The following is a 25,996-nucleotide window of genomic DNA, read 5'->3' on the forward strand; positions in this document are numbered from 1 at the left end:
CCCGAGGCCCTGGGCCAGGCCGGCCAGCAGGCCATCAAGCTGCCCACCAGCGCGCTGCGCCAGGACGGCCAGCAGACGGCCGTGTGGGTCTTCGACGCCGCCAGCGGCACCGTGCGGTCGCAAGCCGTGCAGATCGCCACGGCCGACGGCAACGAGGCCGTGGTGGCTTCGGGGCTGGCCCCGGGCATGCAGGTGGTGGCCACGGGCGTGCACGTGCTGTCGCCCGGCCAGAAGGTCGTGCCGTACCAGCCCAAAACGCCTGCAGCGCAATCCAGTCCAGCGCAGACGGCTGTCAATGGCGTGGCAAGCCCCGCCAGTGCCGCGGCCTCCGGCCCGGCACCCGCCGCGACCGCATCGTCCGCCCGCTGAAGGCCGCTCCATGACGCAGATCCAGCCGAAAGAGGGCTTCAACCTCTCCAAATGGGCGCTCGACCATCCGGCGCTCACCCGCTACCTGATGATCGTGCTGATGCTGATGGGCTTTGGCGCCTACTTCCAGCTCGGGCAGGACGAAGACCCGCCGTTCACCTTCCGCGCGATGGTGGTGCGCACCTACTGGCCCGGCGCCACGGCGCAGCAGGTGGCCGAGCAGGTCACCGACAAGCTCGAACGCACGCTGCAGGAGGTGCCGTACGCCGACAAGATCCGCAGCTACTCCAAGCCCGGCGAGTCGCAGATCATCTTCAACATCAAGGACTCGTCCAAGTCCGGCGACGTTCCCAACGTCTGGTACACGGTCCGCAAGAAGATCGGCGACATGCGCGCTACCCTGCCGCAGGGCGTGCAGGGACCGTTCTTCAACGATGACTTCGGCGATGTCTATGGCGTGATCTACGCGCTGGAGTCCGAGGGCTTCAGCTACGCCGAGATGAAGACCTTCGCCGACGACGTGCGCCAGCAACTGCTGCGCGTGCCCGACGTGGCCAAGGTCGAGCAGTTCGGCGTGCAGGACGAAAAGCTCTACATCGAAATCTCGCAAAAGCGCCTCGCGCAGCTGGGCCTGGACATGAACCAGGTGCTGTCGCAGCTGGGCCAGCAGAACGCGGTGGAAAGCGGCGGCATCATCCAGACGCCGCAGGACCAGGTCCAGGTGCGCGTGGCCGGGCAGTTCGGTGCGGTCGAAGACCTGCGCGCCATGCCGATCCGCGGCGCCTCGGGCGCGCAGCTGCGCCTGGGCGACATCGCCGATATCCACCGCGGCTACGTGGAGCCGCCGGCCGTGAAGGTGCGCCACCAGGGCCAGGAAGTGATCGCGCTCGGCGTGTCGATGGCCAAGGGCGGCGACATCATCCGCCTGGGCGAAGCGCTGAAAACCGCCACGCAGAACATCGAAAAGACCCTGCCGGCCGGCGTGCGGTTCGTGAACGTGCAGGACCAGCCCAAGTCGGTGTCCTCGTCGGTCAACGAGTTCGTGAAGGTGCTGATTGAAGCCGTGGTGATCGTGCTGGCCGTGAGCTTCCTGGCGCTGGGGCTGCACAAGCGCCCGGGCCGCCATCCGCTGTGGAAGCGCTGGACGCTGGACGTCCGCCCGGGCCTGGTGGTGGGCATCACCATTCCGCTGGTGCTGGCCGTCACGTTCCTGGCCATGTGGTACTGGAACATCGGGCTGCACAAGATCTCGCTGGGCTCGCTCATCATCGCGCTGGGCCTGCTGGTGGACGACGCCATCATTGCCGTCGAAATGATGGTGCGCAAGATGGAGGAGGGCTACGACAAGGTGCGCGCCGCCACCTTCGCCTACGAGATCACCGCCATGCCGATGCTGACCGGCACGCTGATCACGGCGGCGGGCTTCCTGCCGATCGGCATCGCCAAGTCGGTGACGGGGGAATACACCTTCGCGATCTTCGCCGTCACGGTGATCGCGCTGGTTCTGTCGTGGCTGGTCTCGGTGTACTTCGTGCCGTACCTGGGCACGCTGCTGCTCAAGAAGCCGCCGCACGTGCACACCGGCCCGGACGGCCAGCCGCACGAGGCGTTCGACAGCGGGTTCTACAATGTCTTTCGCCGCTGCGTGGACTGGTGCGTGCGCTACCGCTGGATCACCATCGGGCTCACGGTGGCCACCTTTGCGCTCGGCATCGTCGGCATGGGCCGCGTGCAGCAGCAGTTCTTCCCGGATTCGAGCCGCCCTGAAATCCTGATGGACATCTGGTTCCCGGAAGGCACCTCGTTCGAAGCCAACGAAGAGGCCACGCGCCGCGTCGAGCAGCGCCTGCGGGCCGAGGCGGGGGTGTCCACCGTCAGCGTGTGGGTGGGCTCAGGCGTGCCGCGCTTTTATCTGCCGCTGGACCAGGTCTTTCCGCAGACCAACGTGTCGCAGTTCATCGTGATTCCGCAGGACCTGCGCGTGCGCGAGTCGCTGCGCGTCGGGTTGCCCGAGCTCATGGCGCGCGAGTTTCCCGAGGTGCGGGCGCGTGTGAAGCTGCTGCCCAACGGGCCGCCCGTGCCTTACCCGGTGCAGTTCCGCGTGGTGGGCACCGATCCCGCCGTGCTGCGCGCCCGGGCCGACGAGGTCAAGGCCATCCTGCGCGACCACCCGCAGATGCGCGGCGTGAACGACAACTGGAACGAATCCGTCAAGGTCATGCGCCTGGAAGTCGACCAGGACAAGGCCCGCGCCCTGGGCGTGACCAGCCAGTCCATCGCCCAGGCCGCGCGCACCGTCTTCACCGGCACGACCGTGGGCCAATACCGCGAGGGCGACAAGCTCATCGACATCGTGTTCCGCCAGCCGCCGGACGAACGCAAGGCCATCACCGACGTGGCCAATGCCTACCTGCCCACGGCCTCGGGCAAGTCGATTCCGCTCACGCAGATCGCGCGGCCGGTGTTCACCTGGGAGCCGGGCGTGATGTGGCGCGAGAACCGCGACTACGCCATCACCGTGCAAGGCGACGTCATCGAAGGCCTGCAGGGCGCGACCGTCACCGAAGCGCTGGTGCCCGGCCTGCGGCAGCTGGAGGCGAAGTGGCATGCGGCCGGCCAGGGCGGCTACCGCATCGAGGTGGCGGGTGCCGTGGAGGAAAGCTCCAAGGGCTCGGCCTCCATCGCCGCGGGCGTGCCGATCATGCTGTTCATCACGTTCACCCTGCTCATGCTCCAGCTGCACAGCTTCAGCCGCGCGGTGCTGGTGTTCCTTACCGGGCCGCTGGGCATTGCCGGGGTGGCGGGGGCGCTGCTGCTGCTGGGCCGGCCGTTCGGGTTCGTGGCGCTGCTGGGGGTGATCGCACTCATGGGCATGATCCAGCGCAACTCCGTCATCCTGATCGACCAGATCGAGCAGGACCGCGCGCGGGGCGTGCCCGCGTGGGACGCCATCGTGGAGTCGGCCGTGCGCCGGCTGCGCCCCATCGTGCTCACGGCCGCCGCGGCGGTGCTGGCCATGATCCCGCTGTCGCGCAGCGTGTTCTGGGGCCCGATGGCCGTGGCCATCATGGGCGGCCTGATCGTGGCGACGGTGCTCACGCTGCTGGCGCTGCCGGCGATGTACGCGGCCTGGTTCCGCGTGAAAGAGCCCGATCCGCACGCGCCGAAACCGGCGTGACCGGAGGCGGTCCGCCGACAAGGTAAAATCGAAGGTTGACCAATTTCACACAGGTGGCCGGCCCTGCCGGTCGCCTGTTTTGTCTGTAAGTTTGCGCGGGTGGCGAAATTGGTAGACGCACCAGGTTTAGGTCCTGACGCCAGCAATGGTGTGGGGGTTCGAGTCCCCCCCCGCGCACCACGGTGCGGCTGCAAAAGCAGCCGTCACGGTCCCCCATATTCATAGAGGAAGAGCCATGGCCGTTACTGTTGAAACCCTTGAAAAGCTCGAGCGCAAGATCACGCTGAGCTTGCCCCTCACCGCGATCCAGTCCGAGGTCGACTCGCGCCTCAAGCGCCTGGCCCGCACCGTGAAGATGGACGGTTTCCGTCCTGGCAAGGTGCCGATGAACGTCGTGGCCCAGCGCTATGGCTACTCGGTCCAGTACGAAGTGCTGAACGACAAGGTTGGCGAGGCGTTCGCCCAGGCCGCCAACGAAGCCAACCTGCGCGTGGCCGGTCAGCCCCGCATCACCGAAAAAGACGGCGCGCCGGAAGGCCAGGTCACCTTCGACGCCATTTTCGAAGTGTTCCCTGAGGTCAAGATCGCCGATCTGGCCGGTGCCGAAGTCGAAAAGCTGTCCGCCGAAGTCACCGACGCCGCCATCGACAAGACCATCGACATCCTGCGCAAGCAGCGCCGCAGCTTCGCCCAGCGTGCGCAAGCCGCCGCCGCCGAAGACGGCGACCGCGTGACGGTCGACTTCGAAGGCAAGATCGATGGCGAAACCTTCTCCGGCGGCAAGGCCGAAGACTTCCAGTTCCTGGTCGGCGAAGGCCAGATGCTCAAGGAATTCGAAGACGCCGTTCGTGGCATGAAGTCCGGCGAAAGCAAGACCTTCCCGCTGGCCTTCCCCGAGGACTACCACGGCAAGGACGTGGCCGGCAAGACGGCTGACTTCATGGTCACCGTGAAGAAGATCGAAGCCGCCCACCTGCCCGAAGTGAACGAGCAGCTCGCCAAGTCCCTCGGCATCGCCGACGGCACGGTCGACGGCCTGCGCGCCGACATCAAGAAAAACCTGGAACGCGAAGTCAAGTTCCGCCTGCTGGCCCGCAACAAGCAGGCCGTGATGGACGCCCTGGTGTCCAAGGCCGAGCTGGATCTGCCCAATGCCAGCGTGCAGGCCGAAATCGCCCGCCTGCTGGAAGGCGCCCGTGCCGACCTGAAGCAACGCGGCATCAAGGACGCCGACAAGGCCGAAATCCCGGAAGACGTGTTCCGTCCCCAGGCCGAGCGCCGCGTGCGCCTGGGCCTTGTGGTGGCCGAACTGGTGCGCGCCAATGAACTGCACGCCAAGCCTGAGCAACTGAAGGCCCACGTGGACGAACTGGCCGCCAGCTACGAAAAGCCGGAAGACGTCGTGCGCTGGTACTTCGGCGACCGCCAGCGTCTGGCCGAAGTCGAGGCCGTCGTCATCGAAAACAACGTGACCGACTTCGTGATGGGCAAGGCCAAGGTGACGGACAAGTCCGTTTCCTTCGACGAACTGATGGGCCAGGGCTGATGCGCTGCTGCCGCCGGACCGCCCGATTGCGGTTTCTGGCGGCTGGATGACATCGGGGGCTTGTGCTTGCGTGCACAAGCCCCAATTCATTTCTGGGTACAGTATCCGCATGACAGGAGAAAACATGAGTGCACTGGAAACACAAGCCTTGGGCATGGTCCCCATGGTCATCGAGCAGTCGGGGCGTGGCGAACGCTCCTACGACATCTATTCGCGGCTGCTGAAAGAGCGCATTATTTTTTTGGTGGGCGAGGTCAATGACCAGACCGCCAACCTCGTGGTGGCCCAGTTGCTGTTCCTCGAAAGCGAGAACCCCGACAAGGACATCTCGTTCTACATCAACTCCCCGGGCGGCAGCGTCACGGCCGGCATGGCGATCTACGACACCATGCAGTTCATCAAGCCCGATGTGTCTACCATGTGCGTGGGCTTTGCCGCGAGCATGGGCGCCTTCCTGCTGGCCGCCGGTGCCAAGGGCAAGCGGTTTTCGCTGCCGAACTCCAAGATCATGATCCACCAGGTGCTGGGCGGAGCCCGCGGCCAGGCGACGGACATCGAAATCCACGCACGCGACATTCTGCGTACCAAGGATCAGATGAACCGCATCCTGGCGGAACGCACCGGACAGCCCCTGGACAAGGTCAAGAACGACACGGAGCGCGACTACTTCCTCACGGCCGATGAAGCCAAGGAATACGGTCTGGTCGATCAGGTGATCGCCAAGCGCCCCTGATCGCTCCGCAAGGGAATACGCGGCGTTTTCCCCAGGGAAGACGCCGTTTTTTATTTCGTTATCATCCCGACAACGTTCCGCAACACGAGGCATTGCCCCCATGGCCGAGAAAAAAGGCTCTTCCAGCGAAAAAACCCTTTACTGCTCCTTCTGCGGCAAAAGCCAGCACGAGGTAAAGAAGCTGATCGCCGGTCCGTCGGTTTTTATCTGCGACGAGTGCATCGACCTGTGCAATGAAATCATTCGCGACGAGCTTCCCGCAGCCGACGGCACGCGCGAATCGCGTGGCGACCTTCCCACCCCCGCGGAGATCAAGGCGAACCTGGACAGCTACGTCATCGGCCAGGACTTCGCCAAGCGCACGCTGGCCGTGGCCGTGTACAACCACTACAAGCGGTTGCGCCACAAGGACAAGGCCGGCAAGGACGATGTGGAGCTGTCCAAGAGCAACATCCTGCTGATCGGCCCCACCGGCTCGGGCAAGACACTGCTGGCCCAGACGCTGGCCCGCATGCTGGACGTGCCTTTCGTGATGGCGGACGCCACCACCCTGACCGAAGCCGGCTACGTGGGTGAAGACGTCGAGAACATCGTGCAAAAGCTCCTGCAAAGCTGCAACTACGAGGTGGAACGGGCCCAGCGCGGCATCGTCTACATCGACGAGATCGACAAGATTTCCCGCAAGTCGGACAACCCGTCCATCACGCGCGACGTGTCGGGCGAAGGGGTTCAGCAGGCGCTGCTCAAGCTCATCGAAGGCACCATGGCCAGCGTGCCCCCGCAGGGTGGCCGCAAGCATCCCAACCAGGACTTCCTGCAGATCGACACGACGAACATCCTGTTCATCTGCGGCGGCGCGTTCGCGGGCCTGGAGAAGGTGATCGAGAACCGCACGGAGGCCTCGGGCATCGGTTTTGGCGCGTCGGTCAAGAGCAAGAAGCAACGGTCCCTGACCGAGGTGTTCACCGAGATCGAGCCGGAAGATCTGATCAAATTCGGCCTCATTCCCGAACTGGTGGGCCGCATGCCCGTCGTGACGGCCTTGGCCGAACTCAGCGAAGATGCGCTGGTCCAGATCCTGACGGAGCCCAAGAACGCACTGGTCAAGCAGTACAACAAGCTGCTGTCCATGGAGGGCGTGGATCTGGAGATTCGCCCTGCGGCGCTCAAGGCCATTGCCCGTAAGGCGCTCGCCCGCAAGACCGGCGCCCGTGGCTTGCGATCGATACTGGAGCAATCGCTGATCAGCACCATGTTCGACCTTCCCAATGCCACCAATGTGGAAAAAGTGGTGGTGGACGAGTCCACCATCGAGGAAAACAAGGCGCCCCTGCTCGTGTACCGAGAGGCCGCCAAGAAAGCCTGAGGCGCGGCCCGCCGGTAACGCAGCAGCCGCCTGCAGTCCTCTTCGCCTGCAACCCATCGCCTTCGCTTCACCGGTGATCTTGGTGGGTTGAAAAATCTCGCTGTTGGACCATATTCCAAGCAGCTTCATGAGGATTTCCATGTCCGGACACACCCCACTGCCTGCCACCCCCATCGACCTGCCGTTGCTGCCGTTGCGCGACGTTGTGGTCTTCCCCCACATGGTGATCCCACTGTTCGTGGGACGCCCCAAGAGCATCAAGGCGTTGGAATTGGCCATGGACGCCGACCGGCGGATCATGCTGGTCGCCCAGAAAACCGCCGCCAAGGACGAGCCGCTCGTCTCGGACATGTTCGACGTGGGTTGCGTTTCCACGATCCTGCAGATGCTGAAATTGCCCGATGGCACCGTCAAGGTGTTGGTCGAAGGGCAGCAGCGAGCGCTCGTTTCCGCCATCCAGGACAACGAAACGCATTTCACCGCGACCGTGGCGCCTGTGGAAGCGCAGGAGGGCGAGACCAAACCCAGCGAGATCGAGGCCCTGCGCCGCGCGGTGATGCAGCAGTTCGACCAGTACGTCAAGCTGAACAAGAAGATTCCTCCGGAAATCCTCACCTCGATCTCCGCCATCGACGATCCAGGGCGTTTGGCGGACACCATTGCCGCCCACCTGCCGCTCAAGCTGGAAAACAAGCAGGTTGTGCTCGACCTGTCTGATGTGAAGCTGCGTCTCGAAAACCTCTTCGAGCAGCTGGATCGCGAAGTAGACATCCTCAATGTCGACAAGAAGATCCGTGGCCGCGTGAAGCGCCAGATGGAGAAGAACCAGCGCGACTTCTACTTGAACGAGCAGGTCAAGGCCATTCAGAAGGAACTGGGCGAAGGCGAGGAAGGCGCGGACATCGAGGAGATCGAAAAGAAGATCAAGCTCGCAAAGATGCCCGCTGATGCGCGAAAGAAGGCGGACAGCGAGCTTAAAAAGCTCAAGCTCATGTCGCCCATGTCGGCCGAAGCCACGGTGGTGCGCAACTACATCGAAGTGCTCACCGGGTTGCCCTGGAGCAAAAAGACCAAGATCAAGCACGACCTTGCCAATGCCGAGGGCGTGCTCAATGAAGACCACTACGGCCTCGACAAGGTCAAGGACCGCATCCTGGAATACCTCGCGGTCCAGCAGCGCGTGGACAAGGTCAAGGCCCCTATTCTGTGCCTGGTGGGGCCCCCTGGCGTTGGCAAGACCTCGCTCGGGCAGTCGATTGCCAAGGCCACCGGGCGTAAATATGTGCGCATGGCGTTGGGCGGGATGCGTGACGAAGCGGAGATCCGCGGTCACCGCCGGACCTACATCGGCGCCATGCCGGGCAAGGTTCTGCAGAGCCTGAACAAGGTCGGTACGCGCAACCCGCTGTTCCTGCTGGACGAAATCGACAAGTTGGGTACGGATTTTCGGGGCGACCCTTCGAGCGCCCTGCTGGAAGTGCTCGATCCCGAGCAGAACCACAAGTTCGGCGACCACTACGTCGAAGTCGATTTCGATTTGAGCGACGTGATGTTCGTCGCGACCTCCAATTCGATGAACATCCCGCCGGCGCTGCTGGACCGGATGGAAGTGATCCGCCTGTCGGGCTACACCGAAGACGAGAAAACCAACATCGCCATGAAGTACCTGCTGCCCAAGCAGATGGGCAACAACGGCGTCAAAGATGAGGAACTGCAAGTCACCGAGTCGGCGGTGCGGGACGTGGTTCGCTACTACACGCGCGAAGCAGGGGTGCGTTCGCTGGAGCGTGAGTTGTCCAAGATCTGCCGCAAGGTGGTCAAGGGGTTGCAGCTCAAGCAACTGACGCCGCAAGTCGTGGTGACTGCGGACAACCTCCCCGACTATCTTGGCGTGCGCAAATACACCTATGGCCGTGCGGAGCAGCAGAACCAGGTGGGGCAGGTGGTCGGCTTGGCATGGACCGAAGTGGGGGGCGATCTGCTCACCATCGAAGCGGCCACCATGCCCGGCAAAGGCGTGATCACGCGCACCGGTTCGCTGGGCGATGTCATGAAGGAGTCGGTGGAAGCGGCACGAACCGTGGTGCGTAGCCGCTCTCGCATGCTTGGCATCAAGGACGAGACCTTTGAAAAGCGCGACATCCACATCCACGTGCCTGATGGTGCAACGCCCAAGGATGGACCCAGCGCCGGCGCGGCCATGACGACCGCTTTCGTTTCGGCGCTGACCGGGATCCCTGTGCGGGGCGATGTGGCGATGACCGGAGAAATCACCTTGCGAGGCGAGGTGACGGCGATCGGTGGGCTGAAGGAAAAGTTGTTGGCGGCACTGCGTGGTGGCATCAAGACCGTCTTGATCCCCGAAGAGAACGTCAAGGACCTGCAGGAGATTCCCGAGAACGTGAAGAGCGGGCTGGAAATCGTGCCGGTGAAGTGGATCGACAAGGTGCTGGAAGTGGCGCTCGAGCGCAAGCCGATCGCGCTCACCGACGAGGAAATCGCTGCGGCAGTGCCTGCGCCAGAGGAAAAAACCTCTACCACTGCAGGCTCTGTGAAGCATTGATGGAAATTTGTCGAAAGCCTCCGAAAATTGCGCTACAATTCATCCCATCGATGCAAACGTTGTACAATGTGAGGCTTCGGTAAATGCGGGAATAGCTCAGTTGGTAGAGCGCAACCTTGCCAAGGTTGAGGTCGAGAGTTCGAGACTCTTTTCCCGCTCCAATTTTTTATGCTGTGGACTTCCAGCGAAGTCCACAGCACCTTGATCCCACAGTGGTTTCTGTCTGTGGAGCATCCAGCAAAGTCTGCTGAAATCCACCCCCAGCCACGCATTTTTAGTACATAAATTAGTACTGAAAATCTGGGCGCTGGGTTGTCCGGTTTTCGGCTGTGCTGCTTCCATCGGCGTCGGTACACCTCTCCTCATCCTGAAGGAGAGTTCGATGGCTTTGACAGATACTGCCGTGCGGCAGGCCAGGACCACTGGCAAGGACTACACCCTCAACGACGCGCACGGCTTGCTGCTCTTCGTGAGTGCCAAGGGCAAGAAGAAGTGGCACTTCCGTTTCTCATGGCTGGGCCAGCAGTCTCGCATCGCCATCGGCCCGTACCCAGAGATCAGCCTCAAGGAGGCAAGAGGCCGCCGGGATGAACTCCGAGCGCAGCTTGCCAACGGTGTCGATCCGCGGGTCCATCTTCGCCAGGCCGAAGAAAAGGCGCAGGCTGCAGCGACGCATACCTTCCAGGCAGTGTTTCAGTCATGGCGGGACTTCAAGGCATTGAGCCTGAAGGCTGGCCGGCAAAGCACGCTGTCGCAGATCAATCGCATCTTCGATAAGGACGTGCTCCCTTGGCTCGGCGCGGTCTCCACCTTTGACGTGACGCCGGCACACCTGCTGGAAGTGTTGCGCAAGATAGAGCGCCGCCATGCGCTGACCACTGCGGAGAAGGTGCGCACGTGGTTCAACCAGATGTTCCGCTACGCGATGGTGGAGAAGGGCCTGCCTGCGAACCCTGCCAGCGATCTGGACATCGTGGCCGTGCCCAAGCCGCCGGTGAGCCATAACCCGTTCCTGCGCATGGAGGAACTGCCCGCGTTCCTGCGGACATTGCGTAAGTACCGTGGCTTCAAGACCACGCGCCAGGGCATTCAATTGCTGTTCCTGACCGGCGTTCGAACAGGCGAGTTGCGCGCGGCGGTGCCCGAGCAGTTCGATCTGGAACGAGGCCTGTGGACTATCCCTGCAGTGATCGTCAAGCAACTGCAGTTGAAGATGCGCAAGGAAGGCAAGACCGTGCCGCCCTATGTGGTGCCGCTGTCGACCCAGGCCATTGCCATTGTCCGCGAACTGCTCGACGCGCAGGCACGGCGGCCAGCGCAGCGCTATCTGCTGCCCAATCGTGACGACCTCAAAGAGCCCATCAGCGAGAACACGCTCAATGGCGCGCTGCGTCGCATGGGCTACGAAGAGCAGCTGACCGGTCATGGCATCCGGGGCACCATCTCCACCGCACTGAATGAGCTCGGCTACCGTGTGGAGTGGATTGATTCACAACTGTCGCACGCCGACCCCAACCAAATTCGTGCCGCTTACAACCATGCGGCCTACGTGGAGCAGCGGCGTCTGATGATGCAGGACTGGGCCAACCGACTGGATCGTTGGGAGGCCGGGGAACAGGTTGAGGAAGCGGGCGCATCGCCCGTGGCCCCAGAAAGCCTGGAAGTGATCGAAGCCTATCTCAAGGCGCTTGCCTCGGGACAGTTGCGGCCCAAGGACGATGCGCTGCAGCTGTTAGGCCAACTCTTTGCCCGGGCCGGTGACAGTGGGAATGCTGCCGTGCGGGCGAGGGCATGAGCAAGCGAACGCGGTCCAAAAAAGCACCTTGAAGTCACCGCGCCATTTGTCTGCTGCTCCGTGCGGGAGAGGTTCTGCCTGGGATTGACTGAGTGCCCGGTTCGCAGTGTGCTGCAACGACATGCTTGCAGATCCAAAACTTGCGCCATGAGAGATGGACTTGGCTTTGCGCCTACAGCCGTATGTCGGTGGCGAAAGCGCACGCCAATGGCTCCAGGGGGCTGTTTTCATCATCTCTTTCAAGGGTAAGATTTACCCCTGCGCCGTTGCATGGTCGGCGTGCTGCCCATCCCCAGGGCCCATCGGGCCACAGCGAAGTGGAATCAACCTGCGTTTTTTTCTGCCCTTGGTTCAGCTCTTTGCGAGCACTGGGGAAGGTGGATGGGCGTCTCCAGTGCAAACCGCATTGAGGACATAACCATGACCGATTCAATCCTTGTCGAGCACAAACTCGACACTATTCATCGCCAAGCGAAACGCTTCGCGGCAAGGCTCAAGCTTCCAATCACCGTGGCCAAGGACGTCTTGGCCAGGTCTTGTTACCGCTGCTCCGCGTGGACTGACTTGGTGAACCGGCTGAAGCGCCGAACGCTGGACAAAAATATCCAACTCTTGGCATCTCTGCCGAGTTCCAGCGAGGCGCGGTCGTATTTCTTTGAGCAGCGTCGCGATCTAGCAAGGTCGATGAGTCAGCACTTGCTGACCAACACCAATTTGGCGGGGATGCTCGGCCACTTGCAAGAGATTTTTGCTGTGGGCTCTGGTCCGATTTTGCTTGGAGATGTGGTGCCGACGCTCAATGCGTCGGAATGGCAGCCGGCAAACATCGGCCCCGACCCTTGGGCTGTGGTCGAGTCCGCGGTCGTCGTCAATGGAACCTGCCTACGGATGATCGGCACGCGAACCTATCTGCCGAGGTTCTACGATTTCGGCTCTGAGAGAGGCGAGTATGCGGAACCCGTAGGAAAGCTTCGCATCGTATGGAAAGAACCAGCCGCTTGGTACCAAGCCGCCCTCGACTATCTGAATGACCCAAACGCAATAGATGTACTGCTTCCTATCATTGAGCTCACCGAAGAGATGGCTCGGCATCAGGATTGGTTTGAAACAGCGCTAGCGACAAGTAGCTATGTGGAAGAATATGGTCTTGGTGACGATGATCTTGTGCCAGTGTTCGTCGAAGGGCAAAACTGCTACGTCGTGTTTGGCTATCCAGTCAATCCAAGCCCAAAGCAGGCAAACCTCACCACCATCGAACTTGCTTCGGCAGATCACAACTTTAGCCAGGTCGTCGAGCTGCATGGGAGCCCGGTCTGCCTCGAATGGATCTCGTATGACCCCAAGACCCGGATGCATCCGGGCGAATTTGGTGAATACTTTGAAAAGCTGAAGCTGTCGATTTTGGTGGGCGATGAACTGTACTCAACGCTTCGAAAAGATGGTCAGTCCGGTATTCTGTTTGTTCGTCCCGCGACCGATTTCGATATTCGGCATGAGCTGAAGATGGAGTTCACTCATTTGGGGGATGAGATTGCATTTGTGTTGAAGACAACGAATCTGGCGCTATGCCGCGATCTTTTGGGGAAAGTGGCGTCCAGAGAGTTGATGGTTTATTCCTCGGGCGGGAAGCGGCGCTACTTTTCTCTGCTGCTGGTCTCCAAGCATGACGGACCACCCGAGTTGAGTCTTGCATTTGAGTCGGAAAGTCCCGGCATGACAGGTATGTCGAATCTTGTTCACTCATGGTTTGTCAGTGAGGAAAAAGATGGTTGGGAAATGTTGTTGGAGATTGCGCCTGAATTAATCAACTTGACCGATAGAGTTGGTGTTAGGGCGCTGGGTGCAGCGATAAGCCATGGATTAATCCAGCGACTTCCTGTCGACTTTATGGGTAATTTTAGTAAGCCTCCTGCTCGGTGTGACAAGATCCCGCAGGTGCCGGAGGATGTTATCGAACAGCTTGAGCGGCCATTAAATAGCGATGGCGTGGTGACATTGCGATCTGCAGATTACTCGCGCGATAATTTCTAAGGTTCTGCAGCTATTAGGAATTTTGGGCAGAAATCAACCTGCTCGCAGTACTGCAGTGAGGTCAATGAACGGATGGGCCAGGGGTCCATCCGTTCAGCGCGCTTATTTCCAGTAATGCAATCACCAGCACCGAGGCGATCTCCGTGCGCCGCAGACGAGAGAATGCCTCGGTTGAGGCTTCAAGCTGCCGAAGACGCCGGTGCATCCACTGCCAACCCCAGGCGGTCGCTCCATACAGAACCAACCGCCAGGCGAAAAAGTAGCCGGCATGCGCTCGCAGCCAATGGCTCCAGGCTTCGATGCCGCCCAGTATGCGGATGCCCACCAAGTTCGCAGCAGCGGCGATGCCGACGGCCAGCGCTGTCCACAGCAACGCGATGCCCATTCGGCGGTTGAGTAGCCAGGCAAAGCGGCGTCCGCGCTTTTCTGTCACGAAGGGTTCCTTTCACACAGCGCCAGATCGGATGTGCATCCGCCACCAGGCGGGTCATCGAAGAACAATGCGTACTGCCGTCCCCCCCGCGCCGTCCGGCACCACTGCACCAGCCGGCGGATACCCGAGTACCGGCTGGGCCGGTCCGCATCGGTCGGGTCCTTCATGGCCGGGAAGAACGTTGCCGCGTGGCGCTTGTTCGCCGCGGCCACCACCCGCTCCCAGCGCTCAATCCGGTCGATGTGCTCCGGGAAGCGCTCCGCGATCGAGCGCAGCTCGGCCTTGCCGCAGTGGATGCAGGGCATGCAGCCGACCCGCCCCATGCCCAGGGCATACAGCGGGTTGGGTGCCAGGCCATGGTCGGCGTGCTTCTTCCACACCTCCTGCACCGTCCAATCGAAGATCGGGCGCCACAGAAAGCAGCCGGACTCGTGCCGGTTCCAGCGCGGCTGCTGCGCCCGGTGCGTGCTCTCGTCGGCGCGGATGCCCAGCCACTGCAGCACCGGGCCTTGGCGCAGCATCGGAATCACCACTCGCTCGGTGATCGGCAACTCCTTGAGTTCGGACGTGCAGAACTGCGCCAGCCGCGACGGAAAGCGCCCCTTGGTGATGCAGAGATCGAGATACGGGTTGCCAGTTGGCTCGTGCAGCTGCGCGGCCTCGTGCACCAGCGCATCGGGAATGCCCATGCGCGGCCAATGCTCCAGCACATAGGCGCGGTGCTTGGCCATCCGGGCACGAAAATCCGCCTTCACCCATTCCACCCGCGGCCCGCCGGTGCGCTCATGCAGCCGCTGCACGTACTCGTACGTCAACTCGTGCTCGTTGCCCGTGTCCGCGAACACCGCCCGAAACGGGCGGCCGGATTCGATCGCCATCAGGTACACCGCGGTGGAGTCCTTGCCCCCGGAGACATTGACCAGGTGCTGCACGCGCAGGCTGCGTCCCGCGGCGGTCACGGCGTGCTCCGCGGTTTCTGGATCTCCTGCACGCGATCACGCGTCGGATCGCCCTGGTAGATGCCACGCGAGCCGGCTGCACGGGTGCTGTGGCGCTGGATGAGCGCCATTGGCGAATTGCCGGCCAGCTCGCGGCGAAGCTCCAGTTCGGTCTTGAGGTTCTGGATCTCCTGCGCCAGGGCGCCGGTCTCCTGGTCCACGGCCTTGGTCGCGAGTTCGTTCGCGGCGACGTTGGGTTCCTTGCGACCGGTGAGCAGCGTGCGCTGAAGCAGCAAGGCCTTCTCCATCACGCTCGCCAGCGCCACTTCCGAGGCCAGGCGCTTGCCCAGCAAGTCCTGGTCGGGTTCGTCGCGCAGCGCTTCGATCACGCCGCGCGTGACCGGCAGCGATGCGCTGCCCGCCGCATCCAGGTTGGCGGCTGTCGTTGGCTTGGCGCCGCTCACCAGTTCCTGCAGTGCCTTGAGCTTGGTCTCGTACTCTTCCTGGATGAGTGGGGTCAGGCCCACGCCGGGCGTGGTCGCGGTCTTGTTGCAGGCCTGGCAGGTGCGCTGCTCGCGCTCGCCCAGCACGCGGGTCGCCCAGGTCACGGCGGCCTGGGGCGAGGTCCAGGTCTGGCAGGTCAGGCGGCCGTTGCAGTCGTTCGCGTTGATCGACGAGGTGTCGGTGACCCCGCGGCCATTGAGCAGGTTGTAGCCGGCGCGCGTCACGTCGCCCACGACCTTGATGGCAGCCTGGCCCGAGCCGCCCGCGCTGCTGCCGCCCACCCAGGGCACGCCGCTGTTGCCCTTATTCGCCTCGGCCCGTTCGATGGCCGACACCGCATCGGTGCTGGACACGGCCTGCTTGAGTGCCATGCCCTCGGAGAGCTGGTCCCATCCGGTCTGCCCGCCGGCAATGTCTGCCATGCGGTTGGCGATCGCGCGGCAGGTCATCTTCGACCGGTCGAAGTCCAGGCGTGCCTGCAGGATGCCGTTGGTCAGCAGGTTGTACAGGCCCGGATCAGCGCGCTGGATGATCAGCGCCGGCAGCGACGCCACCGCGCTGGTGGCGTTCTGGATCACGTTGCTCATGATCGACTGGAAGCCGTTGGTGACGCCGTTGAGCTGGTTCTGCAGCGTCGTGGTGATGCTCATGTCGCCACACACCAAGTTGCTGTTCCAGGCCGCGCCCACGCCGATGCTCTGCATGTTGCCGACCGGTCCCATGGACACGGCCCGGCCACCGCCGATGCTGTACAGCACGTCGCTGCCGAGCACGTTGCCGCTGGCGTGGAGGCCGTCGGCATCGATGCGCGTCTGCGCCCACGCCGCGCTGGCGGCCAGCGTCAGCGCCGCAAGGCCCGCAGGCCCGAACCGGCGCACGGCAGAAAACTGCCTATAGGAAAAACGGTGCTTCATCGGCGTGCCCTTAGAAGAAATCCACGCTGCCCAGGAACACCTGGCCGCGCCGCTGGCAGCAGCTGTAGGGGCGCCACAGCGCCCAGGCGTAGTCGCCTCGCTGCGCCTGCACGTGGGTGTTTCTGTTGGGAAACACCGTGCAGCCGCTGGACAGGGTCGGGGTCAGTTCCTGCCACCTTCCGGTGGCGGCGTAGCTCTCCACCAGCGCGCCAGCCGGCCAGTAGCCCGCATGCGGGGTGGCAAGCAGCGGCTGGTAGACGTGGGGCTGGCCTTTGCGCGTGACGACATCGCCCGCCCGCTGGGCAACCACCGCGCCGGCCAGGTGGTCATCGCTCTGGTGCAGGAAGCCGCCGCGCGGATAAACATTGCCCCAGAGGTCGGCCGTCGAGCGCGAGCCGATCTCGCGCATGCCGGGGGTGAGGGCCTCGGGATAGGCCATCTCCGGCACGTTGTAGCGCCAGGCGAGCGTGTCGAAGGTGCTGAGCAAATAGGGGACGAACGGCGTGCCTGCGCCCTCGCAGGTGTAGCCGGACTGGCTGGCGAACTCGCTGAACGCCGCGCCGGCCGGGTGCCCGATCACATCCGCGTTCTTGAACTTGGCCAGGTTGTTTTCGTGGTCCTCATTGGTCGTGCCATCGCCGCCGGCCTTCGCGGTGGGATTGGGCAGGCTCATGGCCCGCACTTCCACCCAGGGGTTCTCGCCCGTGTTGCTGTAGCTCGACACGACTGCGTCCGGGATGTAGTGCTGCACCTTGATCGAGGTGCGCACGGTGCAGCCGCTCCAGGTGCAGTACAGCCAGTAGCACACGCCCACGACGCGGTAGGCCAGGCAGTCCGGCGACAACGCCGAGGACACGATCGTGGCGGTGTTGAGCGCGAAGGAGGAGCCCGTACTCGCGAGCAACGCCCCCACGACCACGGCACGAAAGCGTTGGGACCGCATCATGGCTGCGCGCTCCGATAGGTCGCGATGCGGGCCAGTGCCCGGGAGATGTTTGGCTCGCCATAGACCACGTATCGGCCATCGACCATGACCGCCGGCAGTTTCGTGATGCCAGCGCTGTAGGCATCCGCCAGACCCTGGTAGGCGTGCGCGATCTGTGCCGGCGCGGGAGTGCTGGGCGGGGCCTCTTTGAGGCGCCGGCGCATGATGGCTTCGGCCCGTGCGGGATCGCTCGGCAAGCCTGCGCCCAGCGCGGCCACCAGTCGGGCAGGGGCGTCGAGCTCGGTGACGGTGATGCCCGCGGGCACGGTGACGGGATGGGCGCTGTCGGTGAAGACCCGGACTTCGGCGCAGACCGTCGATGCCAATGGCAGGAGGACCAGCAGCGCCGCCACTGGCGGTACCCGGCGGCGCAGGCGCTGGAGCAGCGAGAAAGCATGGAACGGCACGTGTCGACTCCGAATGCGGGTGGGTGTCCCCAAGTCGAACCGAAGCCCCGATGGCAAGCCATCGACAAACGGAAGCACCGCGACCCCGCGTTGTTGGTGGGGCGAAACAAAGACGGGCGCCCCGGTGGGGGCGCCCGTGGGTCAGAGCAGGCCGTCTTGGGCGAACGAGTAGGGCGTGCCCTTGCCGACGATGACGTGGTCGATGACGCGAATGTCGACAGACCGCAATGCGGTGCGCAGCCGGTCGGTCACCGCGCGGTCTTTTTCGCTGCAAAGGGTGTCACCGGAGGGGTGGTTGTGCGCAAGGATCAAAGCAGCGGCATTCAACTCGATCGCACGCTTGACGACCATGCGTGGATAGACCACTGCCTGGTCGATGGACCCATGGGCCAGCGTCTCGAAGGCGATGACGCAATGCTTGGAATCCAGAAACACGGCCGCAAAGACTTCGTGGCTTTCCCCGCCCAGCCGGAGCCGGAGGAAATCGAATACGTCCTGCGGACTGCCGAGGTGCACGCCGCGTTGGAACATTCGATGTTCCAGCAAGGCAATGGCGCGCTGGATGAGACGGCGCTCCGGGACGGAGAAGACGGACGAGACGGTGGAGTGGAGCGGATCGATTCTGGCAAGTTGCGTAGACATGGAACCTCCGATGGAAGAAGGAGGTTCGCGGCCCCGCAAGGGACGGAATCCCCCGGGGGTTGACGATGATTGGCATCCACCGACACAGGTGTGCCGGTCGTTCGCGGTGAGTGGACGCGATGCGGACTGGAGCGATCAGCGTGGATGGACCACGCCGCAGCCTTGAAGATCGGGGCTGCCTGGGGCGCTGATGAAAGCCATCAGTGACCTGCAAGCCTGGATGATGCATTCGCTCACCAGGGAGTCCATCACAAATGCGCTTTGCTGCGAGATTTATTGACTCAGCTCGAAGAACCTCGATGCAATCGTCGCCGCCATTTGAGAATTGGCCCGAGATTGAACTTGCACTAGCGCTGTCAGTCGCAATGGCCTCTTGGCTGTACCTTTGGAACTAGATTGCAGGCATATGGGGCCGCTAGCGATGGCCGCTATGAGTCATAAAACCTATTATGGAGAGTCAAACCTGGCTGCGCTGAAGGCCGCGAGGGGCCAGAAAAAAAACTCTCCATATCGTGCGGCCCGACGTCGACGGCCATCTTCACGTGCAGGGTGCGCTTCAGTATGTAGAGACCGTCGATGAGCTGAAGGGTCTGACCGGGCATGACCAGTGCCGGCATCAAGAGGTAGGCGCCAGCCCTCTTGTACAGATCCAAGAAGTTGCGCAAGTTAACGTCATTAGCTGGCTCCATCGTGAGGGACCGCGATGCCATCATGGCAACTCGCGAATCGTCCGAATCCTTCGGAGGTTCCGATGTGATGACCATGCCGTAGTGCGCTGGATGCTCTGTGGAGAAATGACGCACTATGCCGATGTGAATTTCCTCCTCCACGTCGGCTGATCCGAATCGTTCCCGCCAGCGTTCAAATATCTTGGCGGCCGCATCCCGATTCTTGAACGTCAAAGCCATGAAGGGCGGCGCCTTCGGATGGGCTACTCCGTAGGCGGTGCCTGTCCACTTGGCACGATCCCATAGGTGGGCGTCGATGACTGAAAGAACTTTTACGTCGCGGTGGTCAGTCATCTTCGAAATGTGGAAGCCTTCAGAGGTGGCGTTCCCCTCTTTCTCGCCATTAATCGTGGGTCGTTCGCGAAGACGGAAGGACGATTGTGCCGGGCTTCAAACTTCTTGGGCGAGTGTCGATCCCATTCCGCGAGCCGTGCTACACCGCTGAAAATGCGCTGGCGGCTGAAGCACAGGGAGCCGATCATTGCCGCACGATCCATGGCCCCGTCGGCCCGGAACAGTTGATGCACGGCTTCCTCGAAGTTCTTCGCATGGCACGTCGCAGAGAAAACCGTGCAAGCCACGTTGAGCAGCATGTTGAGGAAGTCACCGTATACCGAGGGTGCGCCGGGAAAGACGCCTTGGGGCCACTTCACGATCATCTTCATCCGGTCGATATCTGTCTTGATCTCAAAGCGCGTGATATCCGATTCGACAATAGAGATGTCGAAACGCTCGACGTGGGCAAAAGCATCCAGCTCGAACGCCGTCGCGAAGAACGCTTCCACCGTACCGACAATGGCCTCGGCGACGCTAATGGCCGTGTCACTGGGCTGGTGCGTGACATTGACTCTTACGCCAAGCACCGAAGTGACAAACATCTGCTGATCCTTGCCATTGAAAATCGCGGGTCGCCAGACCGCATCGCCAGCGGGCTGGCCGGCCAGTTGGTTGAAGAACGTCACCACGTCTCGGGCAGACTCAGTATCCGGAATCCAGCCTTCGTCTCTCAGAACATCCTCGTAGCCGAGCACGTAGAGCAGGGTCGCGCGGCTTTGAATCAAGCCAAGCCCGGCCAAAGTGTCTGGGAGCATCTCCAACCGTGGCACTTCCGCCGCTGGAAGGTTGGCCAACTGGCACGCAAAAATGAGATCGAAGTCCTGCAACTGCTCATCGGCCCGCTTCAAGAATGCCTCGTCGTAGGGTAAGGAACTAAGGCAACCGCGCGCAATTTGAAGGATTTGAAGCACTTCTGGCAGATGCTTCAGCTCCACTGCCTGCCAGGCTGCATTCATCAGCAATGGAAAAACCATTGGGGAGAGCTCTCCCTCCTCGTCGCTTTCAATAAACAAGGTAGTAGCAGCTGATGTGCAACTCGCGCGTGCCGCCCACAATAGGCCGGCACTGCGGTATCCAAGCGAAAGATGGGCCTGCGCATCGATCAAGTCGTCGGCATGCTCTTTCTTGGTGAGCAAGCGGGCGGCTTTGCCGAGAAGGCGGATCATTTCCATGTTCTCGTCAAAGTCCAGCTGGCGCGCACGCTTGAGCAAGACGAGCGCGCCCCCACTTTCCCCGGTCCGTTTGGTGACGAACTCGGACACTTGATCGACGAGGTCCCGGTACCCGCGATCCTTTCCCGCCGCCTTGCCGAACACCTCGACTAGTCTGGTCAGGCGGTTGACGTCGAACTCGCCCATGCCTTCAGCGTTTACTAGGACATCCGAGAACTGAGGCCATAGTGAAGCGAGTCGCTTTGAATCGCCTGCGCGCATTGCTTCATTTACCTCAATTGTCAAAAGCGAGGTCCTCGCCTCCAAGGCGTTGTTCGGACGACTAGCGTCGCTTGCCAGCTCGGACAGCCTTGAGGAGAGGCGCGCGATCCGCGGTTTGAGCCCGGCTTGCTCTTCTGACAGATGCCCATGCACAACGATGTTGAAGAGCAGTTGCGCCAAGTTGCACAGCATTTCCAGGTTCTTGGCGTGATCGCCCCTGATGACCTGCGCTTCAAACGCCTCGTAACCATCAACCACGGTCTTCACATCGTCAAACCACCAGAACGCTGTCCAGAGCGCCTCGTAGCGGGCCGTGAGCTGCTGGCGCTGCGTTCCGCCATCGTCCGCTAGTCGGATCGCCCTATTAAACTTGCCGTCGACGTCAGTTCTGGGTAGTTCCAGTTCGCGCGCGAGCTTGGCGGCAACCAGCGCCTCAGTCGCGCGCTGCATCTCCATGCCGACGAAGGCCGTGGGATCGGTCAGCTCCTTCTCGATGTCCTCCAACTGCTGCTTGCGCGAGTAGTCGGACGGACCCAGCTCACGCTCGCTGGTCTTGTCGCCGATACCCAGGTAGTTGTACGCGAGATCGCGCCGATTCTTGTCGATGACCTCATCAAGAATCCAGCTGCGGTCATGGATCGTCACTATGACGTCGTACTTTTCGCTCAGTTCCTGCTCGACGCGGGCCCGGTCCTTTGCCCGCGCTGCTCTGGATGTGACAAAGAAGACTTTCTTGTAGCCGCGTTTGGTAGCGATGATGCCTGCCACATCCGACCGCGCCTTGTCGGCCCAGGTTTTCTTAGCGCTGAAAGCGAACGCCCAACGCTCGCTGCCGCTATTGGCCAACCCGCAATACAGCTGGCTGATCTCGTGGGCGACCGGAGTCGTTTCAGTGTCCGCCTTGCTATCGCCACCGCCCTCCGGTCCAGTGGCGGGCCTCAAGTTGGGACAGATGGCACGTTCGCAAAGCTTGCGGCAGAAAAGCTCGAAGTTGTGCGTCTCATTGCGTTGGGTAATCGTGTCCAAGTGATGGGACAGGATTTCAGGCTTCAGCTGGTGCTGATCGCGATTGGTCGAATCCGAATAGAGTCCTGGTCGCAATTGACGCATCAACTCTGACGGTGAAACGAGCTTTTCCTGAGCCTTCTTCATCTGAGTGTCCCTGTCAATGGATGTGGGCGGCCCCAGCCACCTGCTGGCAGAAGCAGCATCGGAGGAGCGCTTAATCAAAGCTGTGCCTGCCCCTCATCCCGGAGTTTCATTACTGTACAAGAACACAGTCGGCTAGGACGATAAAGCCACCCATCGTGCGACCTTGCAAGGACTTGAAAATCCAGTTTGACTGTCGGCACTCATAGGGAGAAAAACTGCGAGCTTCGTGTGCTTCATGCGATTTTCGGCACGGTGTTCGGCTTCGTCACTATTTTCAGCCCTGCACCCGGGCGGGCTCGAAGCCGTGGAAGATCGTCTCAAAGAGTCAGGCCAGGAAAGGCGACAGACTGGTCAAATTCTTGTCCTGCTCAACGGCGAAGTCCGCTGCAGTCCACGCTAAAAAGCGCTGGAACCTTTAACCATCCGGGGGCCATGGCACGTAGCTTCGTCCGCCGCGATTTTCCTGCTCCAACTCTCTGTCTGAGTAAGCTAGATGGCTTTCTGCTGGAGTTCAATGGCCTCAGAAGCGTGTGGACTTGGGGCCGCGCAATATTCGGGACTTCGAAGCTGTTACGAAATTCTATGAACGCCATGCAAAAATAGGTTTGCTTTCACTTCAAGTCTCTTGGGGGTATTTGATGCGCAGGTAGTCAGTGAGTGACTTCTGTATGCCGCCAGATTTTTCTTTTTCTGCATTCACGAGCAAGTCCAGAGCTGACAGCAGTGCATCCCCATCGATCGGTCCGGCAAGGTTCATTGTCCGGTTCGTATGGCGGTCCCGCAGTTCCAGCGATGGCGTTCCGCTCACTCCTGCGCGCAGCGCTTCCTCGGTCTGTCGCTGCACAACACCCTGCGGGCGTGGACTGCCCAGGCACGCCTGCAGCGCTGGCGTCATGCCAGGATAGGTAGCGCCGGCCTGCAGACCTTGGCCTTCACCCTGCGTGTGTCCGTAAATCCACTCCACAGCTTTCCAGAAACCCACCTGTCCTTCGACCTCTCCCGCGCACTCGGCCAGGCGCGCCTCATTCCCAGCGGCCGGCTCGTGCATGGCCAGCGGCAAGTGGTGCCACTGCAGGTTCACGTCCGGGTTCGCATCGATCCACCGCTTGAGTTGCGGAAAATACCCCTGGCAGTACGGGCACTCCAGGTCCGCATACAGCGTGACCGTGAAGCGCGCATCGGCCCGCCCATGGATCCACGGCGGTCCCGCCGGCAGCGGTGGTGCTTGAGTCGCGGTGGCCGCAGGCGTCGCGCCCTGCCTGGGATGCAGCGGCCAGACCGCCAGCACGATCGCCGCCACCACCAGCACGATGGCCAGGACCGTCGGCCATTCCAGGCGCCTCAGGAGGGCGCGCCAGCCGGAGAAACGCTGCATGTCCGCTCTCCGTTTCAGCCCAGCGCATCGAGCGACAGCGGCTCGATCCCGCGTGCCCGGTCGATCTTCTCGGCCACGCGCAATGCGGCATCCAGTTCGCTGATCCCGTGCTGCTGCATCAGCGCGAAGCGCTCGGCCTTCTCTTCCGGTTCGGTCATCGCGAGTGCCAGATAGAGGCTGGGTGGCACCGCACGGAACAGCAGCTCCATCGACTTCGACAGCACCACGCCCTCGGTGAACTTGCCTGCCTCCTTGCGTGCCGACAGCATCAGCGCTTTCTGCGCCGCGTTGAGCTCGCGAAACCGCGCGATCTTCTCGACCTCGTCCGGCGGCATGGACAGGCAGATCCACCACTCGATCATGTTGAGCATGGGTTCCGCGGCGCGCGGCAGGTCGTCCAGGTTCTGCGTCGCCAGCCAGTACCAGGCGCCGAGCTTGCGCCACATCTTGGTGATCTTGACCACGTAGGGCGCCAGCAGCGGGTTCTTGGTGATGATGTGGCCCTCGTCCGTCACGTTGATGATTGGCCGGCCCAGGAATTGGTCGCGCTCGGCAAGGTTGTTGACGGTGTTGATCAGCGAGATGTAGGCGATCGACAGCTGCGCGTTGTAGCCCTCGCGCGCAAACGTGGCGAGGTCCACGATGGTGATGTCGGCCTCGGGCCAGGGCGTGCCGGGGCGGTCGAACATCTCCCCGTCCACGCCCTGGCAGAACATGTCCATCGCATCGGCCATCTCCAGCAGCCGGGTGCGCCGGCTTTCCGGCAACGTGGTGTCGCTTGCGCGCTCGCGCAGCGCATCGCGCACGTCGCGGGTCAGCACCGTGCGTGCCGATGCCGCGCAGCGGCGGGCGGCATCCAGGATGCACTGGCGGATCAGGCTGCGGTCGGCGCGCGTCATGCGCGCCTCCTCCTTGTCCTCCCCGCCGGTGATCATCAGGCGCGCGGTGATCTCCAGCTCTCCCAGCACGTCGCGCTGTTCGTCGTGATCGGGAGCGGGGGCGCCGTGCTCGCGGTCCTCGTCCAGGGCATCGGCGTCCAGGGTCTGCACCTGGCTCGGCGTCTCGACGAGGCGCCGCGCATCGGCGAACGGCGCAAGGCGGACGCCGGCGCCGGGAGCGAGCTTGACCCGATGCACCGTCAACCCGAGCCGCTTGGCGAAGTCGCCGAACAGGCCGAAGCTGTTGCCGGCTTCCACCACGAAGAGCCGTGGCCGGTAGATCGCCATCACCTGGTTGAGCAGGTTGTTGAGCGTGGCGCTCTTGCCCGAGCCGGTGGGCCCGAACAGGAACAGATGGGCGTTCATCTGCCGGTCCAGGCGGTTGAGCGGATCGAAGGTCACGGTGCCGCCGCCGCGGTTGAAGAGCGTGATGCCCGGATGGCCCGTGCCCTGGCTGCGGCCCCACACGGGGGCCAGGTTCGCCGCGTGCTGCACGAACATCAGCTGCGTGTACCACTTGCGCGTGTCCTTGGCCGGATCGAACACGCACGGCAGCCACCGCAGGTAGGTGTTGAGCGGCGCCACCTCGTCGTCCTCGCGCACTGGCTGCAGGCCGGCGCCGAGCATCACGTTGGCCAGCTGCACGCCGCGCTCGTCCAGCTGCGCCAGGTCGCGCCCGCGCAGGTAGAAGGCGAGGGCGCCGTGGTAGAGCTTGTGGGCGCTGCCGATCAGCCCGCGTGCCTCCTGCACGTCGCGCCGCGTCTGCTCGGAGGCCAGCGTCTCGCCCACCGCCTTGCGTGCCAGGTGGTTGAGGTGGGATTCGAGCACGTCCTGCGGCGTGGCGACCAGCGTCAGGCACACCACCGTGTCCTCCGGCATCTGGTCGAACAGCGCGTTGACCGCATCGCCGCCCTTGCGCGTCTCGCCGGTGAGGTGACCCGTGCCCGGTGCGCTGCGCAGCCGGTCCATCACCACAGCACGGTGCGGCATGCCGTCGAACCACCAGAGCCCGTTGGCGACATCGGACCGCGGCGCCCCGAAGAAAAGCCGCTGCGCGAAGTCGGTGCCGCTCGCCAGTTCGATCTCGCCTTCCTCGCTCTCTTCGTCGGTCGGATAGCGCGTGAGCTCGTAGAAGCGCTCCCGGTCCTGGGCCGTGTCGCCCAGCAGCGTCGGGCAGGGGTTGAACCAGCGCAGCAGCCAGGCGTGGATGTCAGCCGCGCCCAGGCGCTGCGCACGCACGCCCGCGTTCGACAGGCCGCCCTGCAGCCGGTCGCACACCGTCGCCAGGGCCTGCTCCGGGGACGGGCCACGGCGCTGGGCACTGGTGACCGGCACACGGCGGTGCACCACCATGCGCACCCGGCGTGCCTGGCCACGCCAGGGCAGGCGCGTCACCGCCGTGTCCTCGAACAGGCCGCCCGGTTTCGCCACCGCGCGCAGGTGGTGGGCAAGAAAGCGCTGGTAGAACGCGGTGAACGCCGTGCCCCGTGCCCGCGGCTGCAGGTAGGCGTCCAGGCCGCGCAAATAGGCCTCCCAGTCGGCTTCGTCCTGGGCATAGAGCTGCACCACCCACGGGTGGTCGTCCAGTTCGTCGAACGCATCCTGTAGCGCGTTCTCCAGCGCATCGCGC

Annotated in this window: 17 protein-coding genes, 2 tRNA genes and 1 pseudogene; 10 read left to right on the forward strand and 10 right to left on the reverse strand. The window is 62.7% G+C overall.

The features are described 5' to 3' along the window. From AC27IQ_RS06485 to AC27IQ_RS06530, 10 genes and pseudogenes are all read left to right on the forward strand, one after another. Window positions 1-369, forward strand: a 369-nt coding sequence (locus AC27IQ_RS06485) for a permuted SH3 domain-containing protein (protein ID WP_487088952.1), incomplete at its 5' end; no start/stop codon positions are given. Window positions 370-379: 10 nt separating this feature from the next. Continuing rightward, window positions 380-3,547 carry an efflux RND transporter permease subunit gene (locus AC27IQ_RS06490; RefSeq protein ID WP_487088953.1) on the forward strand — a complete coding sequence of 1,056 codons (3,168 nt, stop codon included), beginning with the start codon at window positions 380-382 and terminating at the stop codon, window positions 3,545-3,547. Between the two features lie 93 nt (window positions 3,548-3,640). Next, window positions 3,641-3,727, forward strand: a tRNA-Leu gene (locus AC27IQ_RS06495). Between the two features lie 55 nt (window positions 3,728-3,782). Next, entirely contained in the window at window positions 3,783-5,093 is a 1,311-nt protein-coding gene (gene tig, locus AC27IQ_RS06500; protein ID WP_272564309.1) for a trigger factor, read from the forward strand. A 124-nt stretch (window positions 5,094-5,217) separates the two neighbouring features. Beyond that, window positions 5,218-5,826, forward strand: a complete 609-nt coding sequence (clpP, locus tag AC27IQ_RS06505; protein ID WP_092740460.1) for an ATP-dependent Clp endopeptidase proteolytic subunit ClpP — start codon at window positions 5,218-5,220, stop codon at window positions 5,824-5,826. A gap of 100 nt (window positions 5,827-5,926) precedes the next feature. Continuing rightward, window positions 5,927-7,192 (forward strand): ATP-dependent Clp protease ATP-binding subunit ClpX, encoded by a 1,266-nt coding sequence (clpX, locus tag AC27IQ_RS06510; protein WP_317352082.1) that lies wholly within the window; start codon window positions 5,927-5,929, stop codon window positions 7,190-7,192. A gap of 139 nt (window positions 7,193-7,331) precedes the next feature. Then, window positions 7,332-9,755, forward strand: coding sequence for an endopeptidase La (gene lon / locus AC27IQ_RS06515; protein WP_317352085.1), 2,424 nt, complete (start codon window positions 7,332-7,334; stop codon window positions 9,753-9,755). Between the two features lie 85 nt (window positions 9,756-9,840). Further along, window positions 9,841-9,916: transfer RNA gene (locus AC27IQ_RS06520), tRNA-Gly, on the forward strand. 221 nt (window positions 9,917-10,137) lie between these two features. Beyond that, a pseudogene (locus AC27IQ_RS06525) lies at window positions 10,138-11,391 on the forward strand (tyrosine-type recombinase/integrase); the annotation flags it as partial. Between the two features lie 579 nt (window positions 11,392-11,970). Beyond that, on the forward strand, window positions 11,971-13,581 hold the full coding sequence (locus tag AC27IQ_RS06530) for a hypothetical protein (RefSeq protein ID WP_487088954.1): 1,611 nt from the start codon (window positions 11,971-11,973) through the stop codon (window positions 13,579-13,581). Between the two features lie 61 nt (window positions 13,582-13,642). Here AC27IQ_RS06530 and AC27IQ_RS06535 read toward each other — a convergent pair whose 3' ends face one another. The 10 genes from AC27IQ_RS06535 to AC27IQ_RS06580 all read right to left on the reverse strand — a co-directional run. Continuing rightward, entirely contained in the window at window positions 13,643-14,014 is a 372-nt protein-coding gene (locus AC27IQ_RS06535) for a hypothetical protein (RefSeq protein ID WP_487088956.1), read from the reverse strand. Beyond that, entirely contained in the window at window positions 14,011-14,973 is a 963-nt protein-coding gene (locus AC27IQ_RS06540) for a phosphoadenosine phosphosulfate reductase domain-containing protein (protein WP_487088958.1), read from the reverse strand. The genes AC27IQ_RS06535 and AC27IQ_RS06540 overlap by 4 nt, the downstream gene beginning before the upstream one ends. After that, window positions 14,970-16,370, reverse strand: a complete 1,401-nt coding sequence (locus AC27IQ_RS06545) for an integrating conjugative element protein (RefSeq protein ID WP_487088960.1) — start codon at window positions 16,368-16,370, stop codon at window positions 14,970-14,972. Before AC27IQ_RS06545 ends, AC27IQ_RS06540 begins: the two co-directional genes overlap by 4 nt. A 10-nt stretch (window positions 16,371-16,380) precedes the next feature. Next, window positions 16,381-17,313, reverse strand: coding sequence for a TIGR03756 family integrating conjugative element protein (locus AC27IQ_RS06550; RefSeq protein ID WP_487088972.1), 933 nt, complete (start codon window positions 17,311-17,313; stop codon window positions 16,381-16,383). Next, the gene (locus AC27IQ_RS06555) at window positions 17,313-17,762 is read right to left on the reverse strand and encodes a TIGR03757 family integrating conjugative element protein (protein ID WP_487088962.1); all 450 of its coding nucleotides are present in this window, start codon (window positions 17,760-17,762) and stop codon (window positions 17,313-17,315) included. Before AC27IQ_RS06555 ends, AC27IQ_RS06550 begins: the two co-directional genes overlap by 1 nt. 141 nt (window positions 17,763-17,903) lie before the next feature. Continuing rightward, entirely contained in the window at window positions 17,904-18,404 is a 501-nt protein-coding gene (gene radC / locus AC27IQ_RS06560) for a RadC family protein (protein ID WP_487088964.1), read from the reverse strand. 428 nt (window positions 18,405-18,832) lie between these two features. Then, window positions 18,833-19,426, reverse strand: a complete 594-nt coding sequence (locus AC27IQ_RS06565; protein WP_487088966.1) for a hypothetical protein — start codon at window positions 19,424-19,426, stop codon at window positions 18,833-18,835. Continuing rightward, the gene (locus tag AC27IQ_RS06570) at window positions 19,423-22,053 is read right to left on the reverse strand and encodes a hypothetical protein (RefSeq protein ID WP_487088968.1); all 2,631 of its coding nucleotides are present in this window, start codon (window positions 22,051-22,053) and stop codon (window positions 19,423-19,425) included. The genes AC27IQ_RS06565 and AC27IQ_RS06570 overlap by 4 nt, the downstream gene beginning before the upstream one ends. 616 nt (window positions 22,054-22,669) lie before the next feature. Next, a complete protein-coding gene (locus tag AC27IQ_RS06575; RefSeq protein ID WP_487088969.1) occupies window positions 22,670-23,428 on the reverse strand; it encodes a DsbA family protein in 759 nt (252 codons plus the stop codon). Between the two features lie 14 nt (window positions 23,429-23,442). After that, a partial coding sequence (locus AC27IQ_RS06580) for a conjugative transfer ATPase (RefSeq protein ID WP_487088971.1) occupies window positions 23,443-25,996 on the reverse strand: 2,554 nt, incomplete at its 5' end.

This window comes from Acidovorax sp. KPB24-07 (assembly GCF_057543315.1).